General features: G+C 36.3%; 12 protein-coding genes. 7 read left to right on the top strand and 5 right to left on the bottom strand.

What is annotated here, in order from left to right:
- Window positions 1-21: 21 nt before the first annotated feature.
- Together G631_RS0112150 and G631_RS20310 are read right to left on the bottom strand one after the other, a co-directional pair.
- Window positions 22-2,442 carry an N-acetylmuramoyl-L-alanine amidase family protein gene (locus G631_RS0112150; protein WP_026489681.1) on the bottom strand — a complete coding sequence of 807 codons (2,421 nt, stop codon included), beginning with the start codon at window positions 2,440-2,442 and terminating at the stop codon, window positions 22-24.
- 146 nt (window positions 2,443-2,588) lie between these two features.
- Entirely contained in the window at window positions 2,589-7,520 is a 4,932-nt protein-coding gene (locus G631_RS20310) for a class B sortase (RefSeq protein WP_051197211.1), read from the bottom strand.
- 291 nt (window positions 7,521-7,811) lie between these two features.
- On the opposite strand from G631_RS20310, the gene G631_RS0112140 reads away from it, so the two are divergent.
- Together G631_RS0112140 and G631_RS0112135 are read left to right on the top strand one after the other, a co-directional pair.
- Entirely contained in the window at window positions 7,812-9,116 is a 1,305-nt protein-coding gene (locus G631_RS0112140; RefSeq protein WP_026489679.1) for an ABC transporter substrate-binding protein, read from the top strand.
- 15 nt (window positions 9,117-9,131) lie between these two features.
- Window positions 9,132-10,895, top strand: coding sequence for a methyl-accepting chemotaxis protein (locus G631_RS0112135; RefSeq protein WP_026489678.1), 1,764 nt, complete (start codon window positions 9,132-9,134; stop codon window positions 10,893-10,895).
- Window positions 10,896-11,026: 131 nt separating this feature from the next.
- Here G631_RS0112135 and G631_RS0112130 read toward each other — a convergent pair whose 3' ends face one another.
- Window positions 11,027-11,962 (bottom strand): type I phosphomannose isomerase catalytic subunit, encoded by a 936-nt coding sequence (locus tag G631_RS0112130; protein ID WP_026489677.1) that lies wholly within the window; start codon window positions 11,960-11,962, stop codon window positions 11,027-11,029.
- Between the two features lie 166 nt (window positions 11,963-12,128).
- Between G631_RS0112130 and G631_RS0112125 the strand changes: the two genes are divergently transcribed.
- Both G631_RS0112125 and G631_RS0112120 read left to right on the top strand, forming a co-directional pair.
- Window positions 12,129-13,478 (top strand): MATE family efflux transporter, encoded by a 1,350-nt coding sequence (locus tag G631_RS0112125; protein ID WP_242829101.1) that lies wholly within the window; start codon window positions 12,129-12,131, stop codon window positions 13,476-13,478.
- A 162-nt stretch (window positions 13,479-13,640) separates the two neighbouring features.
- Window positions 13,641-13,925: an HU family DNA-binding protein gene (locus G631_RS0112120; protein WP_013282588.1), complete on the top strand. Its 285-nt coding sequence runs from the start codon at window positions 13,641-13,643 to the stop codon at window positions 13,923-13,925.
- A 51-nt stretch (window positions 13,926-13,976) separates the two neighbouring features.
- Here G631_RS0112120 and G631_RS0112115 read toward each other — a convergent pair whose 3' ends face one another.
- Together G631_RS0112115 and G631_RS0112110 are read right to left on the bottom strand one after the other, a co-directional pair.
- Window positions 13,977-14,693, bottom strand: coding sequence for a hypothetical protein (locus G631_RS0112115; RefSeq protein WP_026489675.1), 717 nt, complete (start codon window positions 14,691-14,693; stop codon window positions 13,977-13,979).
- Window positions 14,693-15,520 (bottom strand): ParA family protein, encoded by an 828-nt coding sequence (locus G631_RS0112110; protein WP_026489674.1) that lies wholly within the window; start codon window positions 15,518-15,520, stop codon window positions 14,693-14,695. The genes G631_RS0112115 and G631_RS0112110 overlap by 1 nt, the downstream gene beginning before the upstream one ends.
- 3,448 nt (window positions 15,521-18,968) lie before the next feature.
- Between G631_RS0112110 and G631_RS0112100 the strand changes: the two genes are divergently transcribed.
- From G631_RS0112100 to G631_RS0112090, 3 genes are all read left to right on the top strand, one after another.
- Window positions 18,969-20,135 carry a replication initiation protein gene (locus G631_RS0112100; RefSeq protein ID WP_026489673.1) on the top strand — a complete coding sequence of 389 codons (1,167 nt, stop codon included), beginning with the start codon at window positions 18,969-18,971 and terminating at the stop codon, window positions 20,133-20,135.
- Between the two features lie 61 nt (window positions 20,136-20,196).
- On the top strand, window positions 20,197-21,501 hold the full coding sequence (locus G631_RS0112095) for an ATP-binding protein (RefSeq protein ID WP_026489672.1): 1,305 nt from the start codon (window positions 20,197-20,199) through the stop codon (window positions 21,499-21,501).
- Between the two features lie 383 nt (window positions 21,502-21,884).
- Window positions 21,885-22,232, top strand: a complete 348-nt coding sequence (locus G631_RS0112090; protein ID WP_255345419.1) for a hydrogenase maturation nickel metallochaperone HypA/HybF — start codon at window positions 21,885-21,887, stop codon at window positions 22,230-22,232.
- The last annotated feature ends 50 nt before the right edge of the window (window positions 22,233-22,282 follow it).

The raw sequence follows: 22,282 nt of genomic DNA, 5'->3' as shown, positions 1-22,282 counted from the left end.
GCTGAGCCGCTTCACTTTATCCTATTTTACGAGAACACCATTTTCATCAAAGGTATATCTCTTTCCCCATTTCAATATAGTTTCTGATTTGGCCAGTTTTCCGTCAGACTTGGTATAATATTTATCGGTACCAACTGTTATCCATGTACTCTTCGTAAGCCTTCCGTCTGCCTTGAAGTAGTATGTATTGCCTTCAATATCAGTAAACCCTGTCGCCATCACGCCATTTTCATCAAAGTAGTAAGTTGCAGACCACTTATCCTTCCAACCTGTTACCCTCTTACCATCTTTTCCAAAATAATATGTCTTGCCATTTTCTTCATAGAACACATTACTCTGAAGTGTGCCTCTATCGCTGAAAAGATAATAGTCTTCTCCAATCTTTTGAACGCCGGTAAGCTTATCTCCATCTTCTGTCTCGTAGTATGTAGCGCCCCACTTTGTCTTCCATGTGCCCTTAGGCTCTTCTGGATCGGGATTTGGATCTATAGGCTCATCTCCAATTGTAAATACAGGCGACAAGAAATATCTACCCGATCCATTAGACATTTTCTCATCAATGGTCCATTCCTTACCATCAACAAAAAGCTTTATCTCTTCTGAAAGCTCATGCGTATATTGGTATTTATTATCTATAAATACCAATACTTCGTATCTATACTGTCCCTCTGAGAAATAATCCTTGTCATCAGATCTAACCGGTATATACTGCTCATGCAAGAACTTAAGCCAATTGATATTAACAAATTTTATAGCAGTAGGTCCAATGAATGTTGGATCTTTATACTTCTCACCATCTACGAATATTTCTGCAATATCCGATGTGGTTTCGATAGTCGTAATCTTCTTTTTGCCCTCAGGTGGCAAATTGTTGTATGTAATGTAAAGTGTCGTTTCATCTGTCATTGGCCACAAATCAGCATCTACAGCTCTGATAGATACCATATATGATCCAAAAGGCAAATCCTTTTCATAAAATACTTTTATAGCATTAAAAGAAGTTTCCTCTGTATAATAAGAATCTCCTTGGATTTTTATTTCATATTTGCTTGCTCCTCTAAATGGATCATAATATATTATTCCATCATACGCTCTTATTCTGGAAACATGTCTTCCATCCGAATACTTTGAATAATAATCAGGAGTATTAAAAATCAGTTTAGTGCCATCAGGAGTATTCTCCTTTGATACAAATTCGCACTCCCTATTCAAGTCATAATAGCATTTAACATTTTCATCAAATTCATATTGATCAGCATATTCAGACTCAATTTCTATAGAAAACTGTGCTTTATAATAGCCAACATTGAATCTTTCCTCGTTGTAGTCTTCCCAATTACCATCATCAGTCTTTTGCAGCCATTTTATGAAATCTGCCTTAACACCCACAGTATCTGCTCTAAAAGCGACTGCTTTAGTAAAACCATAATCAACAATTGTAAAGGTAAGTGCCGTGTCAGTATTTACTAGCACTTCGCTAATAGCTGTTTTCTGAGGTTCTTCATAATTTACATAATATTCATTAGAAACGAAGATAAGACTAGTTATGTCACTATTATCAGGAATAACACCTACAGGAATAAGATTCCATGCTTCTCCATTTACAAAAAGTTTAAAATCAGGGTTGAAAGCATAGTTAGGATATTCATCAGAAATACTAACCGATAAAACAGCTCTATAATATCCTGAAGCAAAAAATGAAGATACAGACATCCATCCATCATGAAATCGAGAATCATCCAGATTCTTTGTTTCTAATTGCCATCCCTCGAAAGTATACTCTATTTCGGGGGTTTCGCTGGAGAATGCCGGACTTACACACTCCTTGCCATAACCAGGCACCGAGTCTATATCACTACTGGAAACATAATCTTCACTGAAATATATTATCTTCGGTAGAGGTCCTGGATCTGGCTCTGGATCTGGTTCTACATTATATTCATATGTAAATTCATATGGCAGAGAAATGGTCTCATAGCCACTGCCAACATAATTAACAGCTGTTAAAATGAGAGTATATGAACCAGGCGCAATATTAAATGCTACAAAAGCCTCAGCAAGATTAATTTCCTCACTTTCAAAGACCATAGAATCATCAATATCAGCTATTTCGATACGGTACAAACACCCTTCAGCATAAGGATCTAAAGTTAGTATACCATTCTCAATCTTTACATTTGTAAGTGGCAAAAGCTCAATAGGCGCACTTAAAATAACGCTCTTTTCTTCTACAGGGACTACTTCGGCTACTTTTTCTACTACTTCTTCCGGCGCTTTTTCTAAAGCAGCTTCTTCTGAAACTCCTTCAGCCACTTTTTCCACAGCAGTTTCTTCTACCACTTCTTCCGTGACTGGAGTGTCTGCATAAGCAGTTACAGGCTGTAAGATAAGCCCTGCGCACATAGTAAGTGCAAGTAATTTTGTCAAAAACTTTTTACTCATCTAATCCCACCTTTCTCATAAGAAACGATTTACCACTGACGTCTTTAGTGGCGTCATCATTTAAAATTTTAAGATGGTTTAAAAAGAAAAAATACTAACCTTTGGTTAGTATTTTTCCGGAAATTATAAATTTTAATTATCTCATCTTAGAAATTATGTTCATCTGTTCTGACAGCGCTGACGATAAGCCTTCTATCCTCCTTCGATGTACAAGTAGCAAGTGTTATTATATGGTCTCCTTCAGTAGGATTTACGCCTGTCTTACGGTATGAGCCTTGCTCTATCTCTTTTAACAATGTATCCATTCCCTCGGGTTCCTGTCCATAAACCCAGAATACATCATGACTATCTGGAACTTCTTCATAGGCAAATATCTGATATCTATAGACTCCATCCTTGGTAAACACCTGAAAATACTGATGTTCATCATAATATGAAGCATCTGTCTTGTAGAATTTCAGGCGTCCAAACATTGACAGATCTCTCATATTATGGCCATAGATAAGGCTATGGGGGTCAGAAAAATCAGGTGTGGACTCACCATCGATAAATATGGCACCTGCCCTGGCTTTTTGGCCGGTGTAAGCTGTGCCAAGGTACTTGGAATTGTCGCCTGAATACATGATAGGATAGCTGATGTCCTCATTCTCAAAGTATATCCACCCTACCACATCAGGATACTCTGCAGAAAGCCCTGCTACATCAACGCTTGCATCCTTCCACCAGATGTCTTCTGCATTAGTGGCACTACTTGTTCCATCCTCTGCATTTACCACTTCATCTGCGTTTTCTCTATTCTCATCCACATATTCATCATTGACATCTATGTAGATTTCCTCTGATCTGCGGTACTCAAAGCAAGTACTCACCAAAGTGACCACAGAAATAAGTATCAGAACCGCGCTTGCAGCCAGCATACATTCATACTTGCGCTGTTTTATCTTTTTTATCAGGAACTTAACTACTGTTGAAACTACAATTCCGACGAGCAGTATCATTCTCTTTAGCTTACTCATCTTCGCTCCGGCTTTGGTTTCGCCGCCTTTTGCCTTAAATCTCTCATAGAATGCGTAGCCAAAAGAACTAACTCCTGCAATCAGCACCAATACCCACAACCATACTATCGGCAGACTATCGTTGGTTCCAGGTGCACGAGCACCATTTACATCCCCGTCATCAGCATTTTTCTCTTTAGTATCCTTGGTGGAAGTCCAACCTGCGTTCAACACAATATTAGCTGTGATCGGCGTTTCAAAATCAAACGCATCTGTGGCAGAAACCTTGCTACTAGAGGATGACGATGTTGTAGAACTACTAGCCAAAGTCGTCGACTTAAACCAGCCAACAAATGTATACCCCTCTTTTACTGGATCTGTAGGCCTTGCCACCTTCTCCCCGGCTTTTACCTTGACTGAGTTTGTGTTAGTGCCATCCTTGAAGGTTACGGTGTAGTAAACTTCTGGCTTGTAGGCAACAGCGTAAGTTGAAAACTTCTTGGTGTATATATAGATCTTGCCATTGTCTTTATCTATCCTGCAGGTTCCTTCCGCACCTGAATCGTCTTGCTTTAACTCACTGGCCCCATTATGGTCCCTGTAGACCTTTATGTTCTCTTTGTTCTCAAAGTTGTAATTAACCTCGATCACAACCTTATCATTGATTTCATCAACAGTTATTCCTGAAGTGCTTCCATTCTTATAATTCTTGACATTTACATCAAAGTAATCTGCTGAATATGGCGTAGTGCTAGAATTACTGTTACTATTAGTTCCTGATGCATTCGATGTTGTAGTCGTAGTAGTTGTTTTTGCATACGTTGGAAGTATATTACTTATTGCCGTTTTTCCATTTGATGAACCACTGTTGAACCTTAGCTCAATCTTAACGGTATCATTTATGCCACCTGCCTGGTCACTCTTGGCATAGGAATCAAGCGGTGCATCACTGGAAAGCTTTAAGGTCTTTACATTTGAATTAAGTGAATAGGACTTTGAGTCTCCAGTCTTAGAAACAGGCACTAGAGCATTTGTCTCGGACACTCCGCCTACAGCAATGTCAAATTCAGCTTTGCCTGTAAGTCCTGTCCAGCCAAAGGCTATACCTATATTGCTGTCAGTATACTCAGTTGTAGGATTATAACCTGTTGGATCATGGTACGGCTTAATTGCATTATTTGCACCTACAAAATATCTAGAGAAATTATTGCCTGAAGGGGTTATAACAACTGAAGCTATTCCATTTGTTCCGTTGTTTACTTCTTTCTGAGCAGCCTCTTTAGTTCCTCCAATGACTGCCATATTGGTTAAGCACTTGCTAGAATCTGCTTTGGCTATTGCAAGGTTACTTGATGTAGAACCCACCTTGCATTGCGCACCAAAAGCCAGATTGTCATAAGCGCCTGATAGTTTAGATTGAGCTGTTACATGAAGCTTGTGATCCTCAGTAAAAGAGAAATACATGTAATCCATATTGTATGAATCACCAGTCCATCCTATATTTGCCAATGATTCTGGAGATGATGGAGTAAGATTACTAAAGATTCTCCACCCCTCGCCGCCATTGGTAGTAGACATCATCTTCTTGGTAGTACCATCCTGAAAATCACCAACAATGTCAAAGATTTTTTTACTAGGATCAGCTGCTGTTCCACTTGTAGTGCAAATAGTGTAGGCAATCTTTCCATCACTTACATAGCACTGGTCACTTGAGCCATATGGAGCAGTCCAGGTTCTCGAATCGCCTCCTGGTGTAACTATCTGGATTTCTTTACTTGGCACGCCATTAACAGTGCACCTTAGCCAATAACCTTCATATTCGAAATTTGTTGAATTAGCATAGTGATACTTTCCAGTGTTGGCCAATGGAATATCTGTCCACTCACTATCTGCAGGTCCCTTTTTCTCCCACTGATATAGCGCTCCGCCATTTATAGTTGACATAGGCATTTCCAGAGTAATGGCTTTGGCGCCTAGTTCGGTAGCTGTTGGATAATTGTAATTATCCATAGCTGATTCCACATTGCTGGTGTCCTTAATTGTTACAGGATATTCTGTTTCTGTAGTGCCTGATGACGTTTTAGTTTTATATGAAACCTTTATTTCTATTCCTTCTGGAAAAATCTTGCCAAATGGCCTTCTTACTATCAGGAAATATTCATATGATCCTTCAGTAATTGATCCTTCACTATAGAGTCCATCAGCGTTAGTATTAGCAATATGGTGACCACTGTTTACTGAATAATTTAATATTCCTTTGTAAATATATGAATCATATTTAGAATCGAATGAGACTGAAGTGACAGTTCCCATTGTATTATCACTGTCAGGACTATGTTCTGCATCAAATAATTCTTCTAAACTAATTGGCGAATAGCTTATTTCCGCTGTAATAGAATTTGTAAGTTTAAATAGTAGCGTATACGTCGAGAATCCAAATGTCTCCACCTCAATTGCCTGGCCTTCATCCACTTCAACAACCTCAGGCTCAAGCTTCTCGACAAACAAGACCACGTCGTCAGAGTAGATTATGTTACCTCTTTCTCCGCCAAGTTCGCTCTCTTCAACATCAAATTCCACATCTTCATCGCCGATTTCAATATCGCCTGCTTCGTTTTCTTTTGGCTCTGCTTCTGCATTTTCATCTATGCTCTCCACAAAATGGTACACTTCTGCGCTGAGGCTCTCATCTGCAACTTCTTCCGTCTCAAAGGACACGAAAACGCGGCCCTTGTCAGTGTCTGGCTCTACTTCATTGCCATCTCTGTCAAGAACAGTGATATCAAAGGTATATTCCTTAACGATACTCTCGGTATCTACTTCTACCTGTTCATCAAAAGCTGCCTGAATCTTTTCCTGGTCCTCTGAAGCAAGCTTTCTGGCAAAAACACTAGCTCCCTCAGGAAATACGCCCTTATCTGCGCGAACGCGGATAGTGACGTCATCTACTTCCACTGCCTCATCAAAAGCAAAATACTCATCAGATACAATAACAGTGATTATTGGAAGTTCGTCCTCAATATAGTAATTATCAGGTATTAGCAGCACTGGAGTGAAAAGATAAATCTGTCCATCCTGATCCGGACTAAAGAAATCAACTCCATCATTGTATTCTGCTTCAAGCACCCACTCTATTCCTGAAATGCGCTCTATGCTGGGCTCTGATGTCTGCTCTGTCTTTTCATTTTCAGAAATATCTAAATCATCTTTAGATTCCTCTTTATCCTCCTTGGAATCGTCCGCCGCATAAACTCTTACACTTCTAAATGCATCAAGAATTCTTCCAATAAGGCCATTCTCTGATGTATTCTCAGCACCAGGAGTCTCCATAGAATTTCCCTGGTCAGAACTGTTTTCTGCTCCATCGCCTTCATTTCCTATATTTTCATCTTCAGAACCTGGCTCTTTCTCATCGACTTGTTCTTCTGTAATTCCCTCTCCTGTTCCAATAGAATCAGCACTCTCTTCAGTACCTGAAGCAGGCTCAGAAGGGGCAATTGTACTATCTGTAGCTGGCGCATCTGTTATAGTTTCTTCAATAGTCTTATCTTTTTCTGTTTCTTCCTGACTTAGCTCGCTTGCATCATCTATCTGCTCACCATCATCAAAGATAATGATTTCTTCCTCGTCCTCGTCAAAAGAACTGCCTTCTGAAGCCGCTTCGTCTGCTTCATCACTGCTAGCGCTTGATGCAGCCTCTGCTTCCTCAAGCTCTTTTTCTTTTCTGATGCGCTCCCTTTCCTGTGCAAGCTTTCTCATAATCCTGTCCTCGCGGTCAAGATCAGGTTCTACCTTCACTTCAAGGCTATCTGGAAAATCAATATCCTCTATTCTTGCTCCTATTCTTACCTTTTGCTGCGAAATATTTTCGGGCAGAGCAGTAAAATCAGTTATCTTGTAATAACTGATTTCCTCTTCTTCAGATATATCAAGGGCCTTTTCGTTTTCTTTTTCCCCATCTTCCTGTGAACTTACATCCGCTCCTGATGCATCCTGCTCTCGTTCAACCGCAAATGAGGTCATCCCAATATTTGAAAAGAAAAGAACTCCTGCTAAAAAGATTGATAAAAGACTCTTCTTCATACTTTTTCTCCGCATTTTCAACTAAATTAAAGTCAAATACTCATATATATTTTATCGATATTTACATATAAAAATATTAGTTTTGTCCGAAATTTAATAGACTTAATAGATATTTAATGATATAGGAACCAAAGAAATAAAATCCTGATTTAATTATCTTTTTGCAATTGTTTATCAATTTTTAATTGGTTGACGTTGCCCTTCGCGCGATAATAATTGTATGACATTTCGTATTATTTTGTGTGCATTGTGCACAATTTAGTTCTTTTTTACTTTAGAAAGGATGCTGCCATGAAAAAACTATGTAGTTATCTAATCTGTACAATGCTCTTTTTGTGTGCAATCTTAAGCGGTTGCGGACAAAAGGCAGAAACAGAAGAAGTATCTGCGGATGTTCCATTCACTGGAACTCTACGTCTTCTGAATATCAAAAGCGAAGTCAATGATCAAATAAATGAGCTAGCTAAAAAATATCAGCAAGAGACAGGAATTACTGTTGAGGTTATACTTCTTCCTGCTGGTGTAGACGCTCAGGCTACGCTAAAAGGCTACTACTTGTCAGATCAGATGCCAGACATTATTGCCTGTGAGGCTTCCGGTTTTGGAAACTGGGAGGGTCTTCTAGAAGACATGAGTGATCAGGATTGGGTCAGCCGCACAGATGCTGCATACGTTGATAATACCTACGGAACTCTAGGCTTTCCTTACACCACAGAGGCTATCGGGCTAGCTTATAATGCAGATATTCTCAGCAAATGCGGTGTTGACCCAGCATCAATCACCGGACCTTCGTCCTTAAAGGCTGCCATAGAAGCTGTAGATGCCAAAAAGGATCAGCTAGGGTTAAAAGCTGTTGTTGGCTACTGCGCTGAGCCAGAAAACCTGGGTTGGTCCAGTGGTAATCACATTTTTGGAGTCTACATAGATTCTGGTCTTTCCAGAACTGACACAACCTACATAGATCTTTTAAACGATGGAGGAAAACTTGATACTGAGCGTTTTACAGATTTTGCCAAGATGATGGATCTTTTTATCCAGTATTCTGATCCTGATCTTGTTGCAGAAGGTGCTTACAACGATCAGGTTCTTAACTTTGCTTCAGGCAAATATGCATTCATCACTCAGGGTTCCTGGATTGGCGCTACTCTGACAGGTGATGCTGCCAGTGAATACGCTGCTGCAGGAAATTTTGAAGTAGGCATGGTTCCATATGCCTTCCAGGACGGCATGGATACTATTCTTACCAGCGCTCCATCCTGGTGGGCTGTACCAAAAGAAGGAAATGCAGAAGAAGCAAAAGCCTTCCTCCAGTGGTGCTCTGAGGACTCTGCGCAGCAGATACTCGTAGAAAAGGCTGGATTTATCAGTCCATTTAAAGATAGTAAATATGTGGCCTCAGACCCATTTGCGCCAGTTATTTCTCAGTATATTTCAGCCGGCAAGACCTCCAGTTGGCATTGGATGGATATGCCAGAAAACCTCGGACAGAAGGGTATCGCCTTTGCCTTCCATAAACTTGCCACCGGAGAAGTAGATGTGGATGGATTTGTAAAAGAGGTACAGAAGATCACCACAGAGTGGTATCAGAAATTATAAGGAGGAGGTAGCATCGTGAACGAAAAGAAAAAAATCAAGATACGCACAAAAGATTCTATTGTTTTTCAGCTATCTGCCCTTAATCTTTTAATGCTGGTAGCTTTTACCGTAGTGATGGCGCTGGTCATTCAGTCCATGAAAACTTCTACAAACAATAGTATTTCCCTGTTTGATCATATGATGGACCTTACTACACATGAAGCTGCTTTAAAAAGCGATGTAATGTCACTATATGACCAGACAACGGGATATATCTCTGCTGGCGCTAAAGAGACTCAGGAAGCTCTCTTGCCACAGATTGAAATCGCAAAAAGCACCATCAAGGATGATATAGCAACTCTTAAAGCAGATTTTGCATCCTACGATGATGAAAATGTGCATCAGCAATTAGCTGAAATTTCAGCTCAATATGAGCGAATGATCAGCCTTATAGATTCAGCTATTGCTAAGTGCGACGCTGGTGATCAGACCAGTGCCTATACAATATTATTTGATAAAGCTGAGATCCAGAAAATTGCTATATTCCACTCCACAAAAACTCTGGATAATGCAATTTCAAATTCAGCAGCAGCAACTACTCTTCAGATGAACGCCCTATTACAGTCAGGAAATTACACTGCCTTAATAGGAACAATTGTTATTTTATTCCTCATTATAGTTAATTTCCTTATCTGCTATAAAAACATTGTCCGAAAGATCAGATCTATTAGTGATGAAGTTAATGGCATGATCACTAATATTGAGGAAGGAAACGGAGATCTTACCACCAGGGTGAACACCCGGACCAAGTCTGAACTTTTATATATCACAACTGGTATCAATCACTTTATTGAAACTCTTCAAGGCATCATGAAAGATGTCAAAAATGGATCTTTAGTCCTTACTAGTGCTTCCGAAGAGGTTTCTTCACAGCTAAGGCTTGCAGATGACAATGTTACAAACACTTCTGCAGCTCTTGAAGAGCTCTCTGCAAATATGGAAACCCTTTCTGGTACTGTTTCTTCAATCAATGACAGGGTTGATGATGTTCGATCTGCTGCTCAGGCTATTACTGATCAGGCTTTGTCCGGCACTGATACTGCTGTTTCTATCAAGCAGGAGGCACAAGAGCTCAAGGAAAAAGTAAATCAGAAGAAGTCCGACGCTGTAGACCAGGTTTCTCAGCTTTCGGATGTTCTTTCCAAATCTGTACAGGATTCCGAAAAAGTCAGCCAGATTGGAGAACTCACTAACGTTATTCTTGAAATTGCTTCACAGACTAACCTCCTTGCTCTTAACGCATCTATTGAGGCCGCAAGAGCCGGAGAAGCTGGCAAAGGCTTTGCTGTCGTTGCATCAGAGATCAGTGCTCTGGCAGATAATTCCAGACAAACTGCTGGAAATATTCAGGTTATCAGTAACGAAGTTACAGAGGCAGTTAATAAACTTGCCCAAAATGCTCAGACAGCCCTTGACTATATTAATGGAACCGTTCTGGGTGATTACGACGAATTCGTTACTACAGGCGAAAAATATGAACATACCGCTGATATCATGGATGATATGCTTCATGAATTTGATGATAAAGCAGAACACCTTAATTCCATCATGCAAGAAATGGTTCAGTCTGTGCAAATGATCACTGACTCCATTCGTGAGAGCAGTACAGCTATTACTTCTTCTGCAGAGAACTCAACAGAAATTGTTAGTGGTATCAAGAAAATCTCTAAAGCCATCGATAAGAACAACGAAATTACTGAACAGCTCAGCGAAACCACCCAGAGATTTAAGTCATTGTAATCACTTTTTTACGTACAAAATAGTAAAAGAGCCAGAAAAGGTAATTAAATGCCTTTTCTGGCTCTTTTAAATTTTTACATCTTGTTTATCATTATTCTTTTAAAACTCGAATTTTAGCCCTAAATTTTTAGTTATGGCACTATTGTTTTTATGACTTCTACGTTTCCTTCAACGCTATACTTGCCAGCTCCAGCAGTTATAAAAACAGAGTCTCCTTTTTTAACCTCTAGAGTTTCTCCCTCTGCGCTAATCCTTCCCTCTCCTCCTATTACCAGAAGACTGACAAAAGAGCTATCATCAGCAACATCTTCATAGGCCTTATCATTGGCTTTTATCCTGTCTACGCAAAAGAAATCACAATTAACCATATGTTCATCTAAAGACTTGTATTTAACAGGCTTTTCAATCTTTGTAACATCCAAAGACTGCTGAATATGGAGCTGTCTTGGCTTGCCATCTGCGCCCACTCTTCCAAAGTCATATATTCTGTAGGTAACATTTGAACTCTGCTGTATTTCTGCTATGAGAAGACCAGCTCCTATCGAATGCAGTGTTCCAGGAGTTATAAAGATCACATCTCCGCGCTTTACATATTCCTTGTGAAGAACCTCTGTGAGAGTATTCTCCTTGATTCTTTTCTCAAATTCCTCTTTTGATATTTCTTTTTCAAAGCCTTGATATAAATATGCGCCTTCCTCTGCCTCTAAGACGTACCACATTTCTGTCTTTCCATACTGATTCTCATGGCTAAGAGCATATTCATCATCTGGATGAACCTGAATTGAAAGAGGCTTTTTAGCGTCTATAAACTTAATTAGTATAGGAAAATCTTTATATTTTTCGCAGTTTTTTCCTAATATTTCTCTTCCCTTTTCTTCAATAACCGCAGACAGTGTCTTATCTTTTTCGATACCATTTGCTATTATTGAATTGCCATCTTTATGACAAGACATTACCCATGCCTCTGCACATACATCGCCATCATATTCCACGTTATATTCGTCTACTAATTTATGTCCTCCCCACAAATAGTCCTTACATGCAGGTTTTAACAAGTACATTCCCATATTTTCTCTCCTTTACAACACAAAAGATTATAATCATATTATTCTTTTTTAACAACAACATTCCGTGCTAGAATTTTATTATAGGTTATTCTGCTTCTAGAATTGACCGTTGTATCATGCTATACTTTTTCTTCGTATTGTCAATTTTATGTGTAAAGGAATAAGTATGAACAAAGAAAACAAAATGGGCATTATGCCCGTAAAACAACTGATCATTTCTATGTCTCTGCCCATGATGATCTCTATGCTGGTTCAAGCATTGTACAATGTTGTAGATAGTATCTTCGTCTCAAGGATCAGCGAGAGTGCTCTTTCTGCTGTTACACTGGCTTTTCCAATGCAGAACCTCATGATCGCGCTTGGTTCCGGAACAGGTGTCGGTATTAACGCTCTTTTATCCAGATCTCTTGGTGAAAAGAACTTCCATAACGCTGATAGTGCTGCAAATACAGGACTTTTATTAACAGTATTTAACTATATTGTTTTTCTTTTTATTGGCCTTTTTGTAACTGTCCCTTTCATTTCAGCTCAGGAAACTGATCCTATTATTAGGGAATATGGAATTCAGTATCTTTCCATAATTTGTTTTCTTTCATTTGGTGTATTTTTCCAGATTACCTTCGAAAGGCTCTTGCAGTCTACTGGAAAAACATTTTTTAGTATGATTTCACAAGCTACTGGCGCACTGATCAACATTATTTTTGATCCACTCCTTATATTTGGAATCGGACCTTTCCCAGAGCTTGGTGTAGCTGGTGCTGCCTATGCAACAATTTTCGGACAGGTTATAGGTGCATCTATTGGTCTTTTCTGTAATCTTAAATTCAACAACGAGATACATTTAAGCTTTAAAAAGATCTTTGCTCCTTCTGCCAGAATCATAAAAGACATTTATTATGTCGGAGTTCCATCTATCCTTATGATGTCTATTGGCTCTGTTATGACTTTCCTTATGAACCTTATTCTCGGTGCATTTAGTTCAACTGCTGTAGCTGTATTTGGAGTTTATTTCAAGCTTCAGAGTTTCTTCTTTATGCCTGTATTTGGCCTTAATAATGGCCTTATTCCTGTTCTTGCTTACAATTATGGTGCACGCAATAAAGACAGGATAAAAGAGGCTTTAAAGTTCGCTATGACGCTGGCCGTTTCCATAATGATCATTGGTACAATATGCTTTTTATCAATCCCGGATACTCTTCTTTCATTTTTTGATGCATCTGAGGATATGATTGCAATAGGAAGACCCGCTCTTAGGATCATAAGCTTGTCCTTCCCTCTTGCAGGATTCTGTATTGCTATGGGCTCTATTTTCCAGGCTTTTTCCAAGAGTTTCTACTCTCTTATTGTTTCTGTTGGAAGACAGCTAGTTGTTCTCATTCCTGCAGCATGGTTACTTGCTCAGACCGGCGTTCTGGCCAATGTTTGGTGGGCATTCCCTATAGCAGAGATTGCCTCCTTGTGTCTTTCAAGTTTCTATTTTAAGAAACTATATACAACAACTGTATCTACGATGTAGTTTTACAAAAGAGTCTTGTTATTTGCGGTTTTTCAGAATAGTGCACTAAAAAATATTACAATTTTTGGCACTTTTTCGCATCAAATGTCTTGTAAGGCGCATAAAATGGGTGTAAAATTTTATTTGTAGTTAAAAATTCTCATTTTGAGGGAGGTATTATCCATGAATAAGACAGAACTTGTTGATGCTATCGCAAAGGAAACTGGTCTTTCTAAGAAGGATTCAGAGAAGGCTGTTAAAGCTTTCACAGAAGCTGTTTCTAAAGAGCTTAAGAAGAAAGGCAAAGTTCAGCTTGTAGGATTTGGTACATTTGAGACTGCTAAGAGAGCAGCTAGAACAGGTAAGAATCCTCAGACTGGCGCAGCTATCAAGATTCCTGCAGCTACAGTTCCTAAGTTCAAAGCTGGTAAGGCTCTTAAGGATGCTGTAAACGGCAAGAAGAAATAATTTTAGATTTTTAAAAAGCTCCTGAACTCGTTCAGGAGCTTTTTTATTGCATCATCTTCTGCCCTTTAATGTCTCTTCAAGCTGTTTGTGAGCCATATAAATATCCATGTTTCTCTTCATATCTTGGTCTATTAGACTTCTGATATACTTTGTAGCAGACATATTGGAAGCCTTAGCCATATGCTCTACATAATCTCTATATCCTCTGATATCAAGCAGAAGGAATTTCTCTTTCTCGTACCTGCTCTTTTCCTGTTTGGTCTGAGGTTCTGTTCGCTTAGGCTCTGTGTACGCGGGAACTGTACTCTGCTGCATCATAACAGGCTGCTGGTAACTGGCTACAGGTTGATTATATACAGGAGCCTGTACTGCAGGTTGCTGATACTGATTTATAGGAATCTGATTCATAGTATTCTGCACTGGAGCCTGTGTTTGTACCTGATTCTGTACTGGGGCCTGATATGTCTGTGGTGCTACTGGTTCACTATAAACTGGCTGCTGAGGTTCAGGATCTGCAATAACTACCTTTTCTTCGACTTCTGGCTCTACTTCCTGTGAAACAACAGGCTCAACAACTACTTCTTCCTCAACCTTTTCTTCTACAGGTTTTGAAACCTTTTTAGTCTCAGCCGCTGGCTTTTTTTCTTCTGTCTTCTTGGCTTCTTGTTTCTTACTATCCTGTTCATCACTAAGGCGTGTCATTCCTGCAAATAATCCACTAGATGCCTTATTTGCACCGTTTTTTAACATACTTGCCTTACTAGCCATCACTTATCCTCCTCTAAGAATTCATCAATAAAATCATCGTAATCTCTTGCAGCAGAAGATCCGCCTGCGTATTCAAACAGGTCCATCTTCATAGTCTGTGCTTCCTCTACAGAAACATTAAGTCTGATCTTGGATTTATATACCTTTGTATTAAGAAGTTCAGCCTTCTCCTCTATATCTCCAATCCAAATCTTAGCATTTGCTGTATTTCTCACCTTGGTTACCAGGATTCCATCTACCTTAAGCTTATCATTAGTGTAATCATGGATTTGATCAATAAACTTATATAGTCTTGATAATCCCTGCAATGAATAAGCACCTGGCTCCAAAGGAATAATTACTTCATCTGCAACTGTAAGTATATTCATCAAAACTACGCCAAGAGCAGGGCTACAATCAAAGACGCAGAAATCATAATCCTTCTCAATTCCTGCAAAAGCCTCTTTTATAAGTCTCTCTCTTCCTAGTCCGGAAAACGTCATATCTGCTGATGCCAGATCTATTCCGCCTACAATAAGGTCAAGATTCTCACCAATAGGTATTATTGCCTTATTAATGTCCTTTTTCTTGGCCATTACCTCAAATAATTTAGCTGGTACATTTTCATAGAAATATTCCTGCTGCTCTTCAGTAAGCTGCTCAATATCCTCTGGATCTGGATCAATTTCATTTAAATTGATTCCAGCTGACATAGAAAGATTCTCCTGTGGATCTGCATCCACTACAAGAACCTTATAACCTCTTTTAGACAGGCCTACGGCCATTGCATAGCTAGATGTAGTCTTAGCCACGCCCCCCTTTTGGTTGCTGAATGCAATAATACGCATAACTCCTCCTAAATATATATCCTATATCCTTTATTATTTAATACTCATCCTTTGATATTATATTCTATTACATATCTAGATTCAATAATGAATATTAAAAATATATATCATTAAATGCATATATTATATCTCTGTTATATCTATTGCATATTATATCTATGTTATATATCGCATATATCCTGCTTAATTATCATTTTATACATTGTTAAATCACATAAATATGTTATATATACTATATTGTTTCTATACTTGCTATAGGTCCAAAGCATAAATATGTTATATAATCTATACATTTGCTATATTATATATCTAACATACAATTCTTTCAAAGTACTATATATGTTATATATCTTCTATTTAACATTTAATTTATATTTCCGGCCTTATTTTTCCATGATATATATCTTATATAATATCTATATGTTATATCTTATGCTCTCGTTTTTTGATAATTTATCTATGTTATATATCTTCTATATTATATTCATCGCAGATCTATCTGTTCATTTTTTTTTATTTTCAAATTGATATATAACACATATAGCTATTTATAGTTTGATTAGTAATAAATATTTGATCCTTATACTATTAAATTCTAGCCTGTGCAAATAGAAACTAATCGCTCTACACACAAATATATTTATGTATATGTTATATATGTATTAAAAATGTCAATCTCTGTAAATGCGCTATACTGCGTCTTTCTAGCTCTTTATATAACATCGTACTAATTGGAATTATATATAACATATATATTGTGTTATGTATAAATTCACAAGTATAACGCTCAATAACAGAAATACTTATTTTCTTTTTACCAGATCTTATTCCATATCTGGATATACATTTTATAATCACTATATAAATTTTATTATATATATCATATATATTTTCTATATTTCATACCCTATCTATCTTTATTTCTCTTTATATAGAATGTATATTCTATATACATATTATATATTTTATATTATTCGTTACTTGGCTCTCAATATATGTTATATATTTACAATATATTATATTTATTACATAGCATTATATTCTATATTTATGTTATATTCTATATATATCTTCTGTGTATTCAATTTCTATATATTGTCTATGTTATATAATATATTAATCAAATAGATATGTTATATATGTTTTATCATGTATCTATTCTATATATTTATATTAAGTATATATGTTCTATGATATATTTAGGAATTATATTATATACATCTAATATATTGTAAATGTATTTCATATATTTAATATTGATTATATATAATATATTTGCTATAATATATTAGATGGATATTATGTATATATGTAATGTATTATAGATATTAGATATATATACATTAATAAATATATATAATATATTCGATATATATTATATGAAATATATTCCACAGAGGCCTTTAAATAATTATAAAAAAGCTGAAATAACAACCTGCAATCATTCCAGTCCAACACAGATCCTGGATAACAAGAAAAAATGCAAAAAAGCATTAATTTACATCAAGTATTGCAGTGATTTTAATCATTATTCAATTTATCGCTTTTTAATATAGGGTAATGAACAGAATATAAATGAATAAGAATAAAAATAGAATTTAAAATTTCTAAAAAAACAATAAAATTTCGAATCATAAAGATGCAATATTTAAAATTTCATAGTGCAAGTTATTAAACCAGATAAATTCAAGGGTTTTAAGCTGTATAGTCAGAAAATGACAATAAAATAATTAATGATTGCTAGAAAAATTGTAAAATTCTAAAATCAATGAATTTTTCTTTATGACATACAGATCAAAAATATACAGAGAAATCAAGCAGAAAATAAAGTAATTAAATGATGAATTGATAATTAATGTTATTGTTTAATAATCTAAAAATATAAATGGCAGATATTGAGCATATGAGTCAATGAAAAATTAGAAGATCTATAATAAACAGTTGAAATGATTTCAAAAAAATAATCCTGGTAAATAACAACAAATGGTAATTGAATGCAATATATTATAAATAGAAATTAAGTGAAATGAGAAATCATTACGGAATTTAGGCATAAGTGAGAATTATTAATATATAAATTAATTATACATATCAAAAGCTATAAATTTAACCTGGCAGAATATAAACATCTAATAATTAATGTTATTAAAGATAAAATGTTATATCGTAGTATTATAAAAACTAGAATTTTACTTTTAAGTCTAACAATACAGAAAAAATTCCTATAATCTATTGAAATTTAATAAAGATATCTATATAGATATATCTTTAATTCTTTAGCTCTTAAATTCCAGGTATCAAAAAAATCTATCTATAATTTTCAAAAATAAAAAAGAATCATGTTATTCTTATTAAAGAGCACCTCTTTGTGTTCTTTAAGTTTTTATAAACTACAATTTGTTATTAATTAAATGCACAAGAAAAGCTGATGTTTACTGGAGTTGTAGGGATTTGGGTGACTAAAAAGGGCACTATGAGTGTGTAAAAAGGGAATTAGAGGTGTATATAAAGGGAATAGATAGTTAAATAAAAGGGAACTTGCGTATATGATCTATGGTGAAGCTTTTAGGGATAAAAGGGTATGCTTTTTGGAATAAAAGGTGATCTAAAAGGGAATGAGTACTGAATAGTATAATGTACAAAGTAATAAACCTATAACTATGGCTAGAAATCGAGTAAAAATGCGATTTCTGGCCATTCTTTTATTTCAATCTATTATTTAAGGTGACCAAAAAGGGAACATTAAAGTGACTAAAAAGGGAATGTAAATAATTACAAATAATATGACTGCAATACTAACTCGTAAAACCAGTGAAATAAAGAAAATTGAATAAAAAATTTTAATTAAGAATAAGTTAATAGGAAAAGATCAAAAAATAAAAAGGTGACTAAAAAGGGAACAATCTTTAATGATAAGTTTTAAACCTTAGGATAAGTTTTATTAGAACAAGAAGCTAGAAATAGCATAATTACGGGCTTTTTGCAGATACTAAAATCTACAGGTGACTAAAAAGGGAATAGAAAAGTGTACAAAAAGGGAATAAAAATAGGATACCTATAATATTCAGGTAAAAATAATTTTTGGGGTGTAAAAGATATAAAAAGGGTATCAAAAGTGACTAAAAAGGGATTGAAAATGACCGCTTTAGATAAACCGAATGAGTCAAAGGATAACAAAAGGGGCGCACAATATCCAAAAAGTGCACAAAAAGGGAATATGAAATATTGACTATAACGGTCACCTAAATCTGGTATAAGATATTTGACAAACGCGCAAAATATAGGCAAAATAAGCTTGCAAGTGATAAAAAAGGGAATATAATAAATATAAAAGTAAACAAAAAGGGAATGTTATTTATTCTCAATGTAACTGAAAGGTGCATAGAAAGGGAATTCGTTATAGTTTCAAAGGTGTACAAAAAAGGAATCTGTACATTATGGGGGTATTATGGCAGATAAAAAAAGAGAGCAGCTTATAGTCAGTAAGAGCTATAAAAAATCCAATGAGCTCATAAATGCTATGGGTAAGGGCACTGCGCTTAGCCAGAAGCTGTTCGCTATAGGAATGCAGAATATTACGGTAGACAACACTAATAATGTTGTAGCTACTATTTATGGATCAGAGCTTCGTAAGATGTTTAAATCCACATCTGGATCTTTATATGAGCATATAGAGGCTTTATGCGACAGACAGATCAAGGGAGCAACCATTTTTGACTGGAATCTTCTTATGAAGGACAAGGAAAATGGGAAGATTGAAGCGCACCAGGTTGTAACAGACGCTTCTTTTAAGGATGGAACACTTACACTCAGATATAACAACTCATTAACAGATAAAATTGTTAATCTGCAGAAAAATTATACTGTGCTGAGCCTTGCAGATACGCTTAGTCTAAAGAGTGTATATTCTCTGCGGTTATATGAGATGCTAAAATCAGCATATGATTACAAGAAGGCTATTTCTAAGGAAGATGGAGAAATGGCTTTTGAATATGACCTGACTGAGCTTAAACTGGAGCTTGGTATTATCAATTCAGGTGGTAGCAAGGAAATCAAGAACGAGCTTGAGAAGGATCTTCCTGATTATGATAAGATAGATGAACTTGCTGAGAAAACTGGCCAGAATAAGTACAAGGAATTTAAGATCTTCAATAGAAACGTTCTTAGTAAGGCCAAGGATGAGCTTAACAAGAAAACTAGCCTTGAGGTTGATTACGAACCAATTAAACGTGGACGTAAGACCGCTGGAATAAGGTTCTTTGTAAACCAGAAGGAAGGAGTAAAGAGCAAGGAGAAACTTCCGGTTATCAACAAGGATGAGGTTTTGGATGAGCTTATTGATCTTTTACATGATGATTTCAAGATTAAAGAGATCAGGGAGATTGCTGAGACAGCAGAATATGATCTTGAAAAGATTACTAAGGCTTATAATTACATGCTGTCTTATGAGAAACAGATTGATATTCCTATAGCTTTTTTGAAGGAATGTATCAAGAATGAATATTATGCTCAAAAGAGCAAACCAATGTATTTTAAGAAGAATACATTTAATAGCTATGAGCAGAATCAGATTGATAATTTTGAAGAGCTGGAGAAGAAACTTTTGGACAACTAATATATAGGCGATATATGTTATATAACATATATCGCCTATTGATATAAAAGGGAGAAATGTAATGGAAAGAATAGTATCTAAACTGCTTATGTATGGGGATATGCCTGAAGATACAATATTAATGCAACTTAGTAAAGTGTGTAAGGAACTGCATTCAGGCAGCTTTAGCAAGGAGGATCTTACTTCGAGAGTATACAAGCAAATAAAAAGGCTGCTGATACTTGGAACTTCTTGTGCTTTTGATAAGAATCTTTGGCATAATTATCTGACATATCTTTTGATCATGGATGAGAATCCATTTAGCCTTACATGTGAAAAAGTGGGAAGCAAGGATGGAAGTGTAAATCACTTTGCTAAAAGTGATTTTAAAGCCTTTAAAGAGCTGTTTGACTATGATTTTAGTGAGATTGAGGCAGCTCTTGATGTGGACTGTTTTTCGTGCATAACAAATTACAAGGCTATTGATAAGCCAGAACTTATGTACAATGGGAACGTGAGCGAAAAAGTAAGAAGTTTAAGCGAAGAGTTGGAAAAGACTCAAAACGAGGAAGCTTTTTTTGATTGTATTACCAGATTTTACAAAGAAATAGGAGTTGGCGCTTTTGGACTAAATAAAGCTTTCAGGATCCATGAAATCCAAGGTGGACGAGTAGAATTTAATCCAATAAATAACATGGATTCAGTAGTTTTAGATGATCTTATAGGTTATGAGCTTCAGAAGAAGAAGCTAATTGCTAACACAAAGGCTTTTGTAGAAGGTAAAAAAGCCAATAATGTTCTTTTGTTTGGAGACAGTGGAACTGGTAAATCCACTAGCATCAAGGCCATAGTAAATGAGTTTTATAAAGACGGCCTTAGAATGATAGAGATTTACAAATATCAGTTCAGGCTTTTGTCACAGCTAATTTCACAGATAAAGAACAGAAATTATAAATTTATAATTTATATGGATGATCTTTCTTTTGAAGAAGATGAATCAGATTATAAGTTCCTAAAGGCAGTAATAGAGGGTGGCGTAGAAACAAAGCCTGATAACATACTAATTTATGCTACTTCGAATAGAAGACATTTGATAAAAGAGACGTGGAAAGATAGACGAGATGTAGAGCAGGACGGAGATATCCACAGATCTGATACAATGGAAGAAAAACTCTCTTTGGCGAATCGTTTCGGCGTAACTATAGGCTATTACAAGCCATCAAGACAGGAATATTACAATATCGTAACGGAGCTTGCAAACAAAGAAAACCTCAATATTACTAGCGAAGAGCTTCTCAAAGAGGCTGACAGGTGGGAATTAAATCATGGAGGAATTTCAGGTAGATGTGCAAGACAGTTTATTAATCACATGATTGGGGAACAGTAAAAGAAATTAAGGATTCCATTTTAGGTTTGGGCAATCGTTGGCACAACCCTGAAGAGAATTGTTTCTAACTTCGCAGGAGGCATTTCTGCACTCTCTGCAGCGGAAAGTATAGTGATACGAATAGCGAAGCTTGCATGCCTTGCAACAAAAAGGCATGCTGCTATTTCTTGCTATAAATGTACGCCCGCATCCGATACAGGTTTTTTCAATATTATGTGCCATAAGCACTCCTTCTGGTAAAGAAAACACTTCGACAATAATATTATTGGGCGAAAGATATTCATAATCAATTAAAATAGCATAAAATCAAAATAAAATAATAGGATGTTAGTTAGAAATGAGATAAAATACAATTAAATTTTACAAAGCAGGTTGGTTTATAAATGCATGAAATGAGTTATATCGCCAAAATGGTCAACATGGCAGAAGATGTGGCGAGAGAGAATAAGGCACGTTCAGTCAAAAAAATAGTTGTAGAAATAGGAAAAACAAGCGGGGTAATGCCCTATTACATGCACAAGTATTATCCAGACGCAGTAAAAGGAACACTATTGGAAAATGCAGAACTCGAATGCCTGGAAGTACCAGTAAAGGCGTTATGTGAGGAATGTGGCAATGAGTATCTGCCAAATAGAGAGAACCGATATTTGTGCCCTGTTTGTGGAGGAAGAAAAGCACATATAATCGAGGGCAAAGGCGTTGTTTTAAGGAATGTCATTGTGGAAGACTAATTAGTAGAGAGCTGGAAGATAAAAAGATAATTAAATATGTTATATAACAA

The organism is Butyrivibrio sp. XBB1001 (assembly GCF_000424505.1).
GTDB lineage: Bacteria > Bacillota > Clostridia > Lachnospirales > Lachnospiraceae > Butyrivibrio.
Note: the sequence above shows the minus strand (reverse complement) of the source record. Positions and strands in the feature narration are given on the sequence as shown.

Bases quoted from the DNA above. Each gene is read 5' to 3' on its own strand.
- G631_RS0112090 (WP_255345419.1), top strand. From the start codon at position 21,885: ATGCATGAAATGAGTTATATCGCCAAAATGGTCAACATGGCAGAAGAT.
- G631_RS0112125 (WP_242829101.1), top strand. From the start codon at position 12,129: ATGAACAAAGAAAACAAAATGGGCATTATGCCCGTAAAACAACTGATC.
- G631_RS0112115 (WP_026489675.1), bottom strand. From the start codon at position 14,693: ATGGCTAGTAAGGCAAGTATGTTAAAAAACGGTGCAAATAAGGCATCT.
- G631_RS0112110 (WP_026489674.1), bottom strand. From the start codon at position 15,520: ATGCGTATTATTGCATTCAGCAACCAAAAGGGGGGCGTGGCTAAGACT.
- G631_RS0112140 (WP_026489679.1), top strand. From the start codon at position 7,812: ATGAAAAAACTATGTAGTTATCTAATCTGTACAATGCTCTTTTTGTGT.
- G631_RS0112095 (WP_026489672.1), top strand. From the start codon at position 20,197: ATGGAAAGAATAGTATCTAAACTGCTTATGTATGGGGATATGCCTGAA.
- G631_RS0112120 (WP_013282588.1), top strand. From the start codon at position 13,641: ATGAATAAGACAGAACTTGTTGATGCTATCGCAAAGGAAACTGGTCTT.
- G631_RS0112150 (WP_026489681.1), bottom strand. From the start codon at position 2,442: ATGAGTAAAAAGTTTTTGACAAAATTACTTGCACTTACTATGTGCGCA.
- G631_RS0112130 (WP_026489677.1), bottom strand. From the start codon at position 11,962: ATGGGAATGTACTTGTTAAAACCTGCATGTAAGGACTATTTGTGGGGA.
- G631_RS0112100 (WP_026489673.1), top strand. From the start codon at position 18,969: ATGGCAGATAAAAAAAGAGAGCAGCTTATAGTCAGTAAGAGCTATAAA.
- G631_RS20310 (WP_051197211.1), bottom strand. From the start codon at position 7,520: ATGAAGAAGAGTCTTTTATCAATCTTTTTAGCAGGAGTTCTTTTCTTT.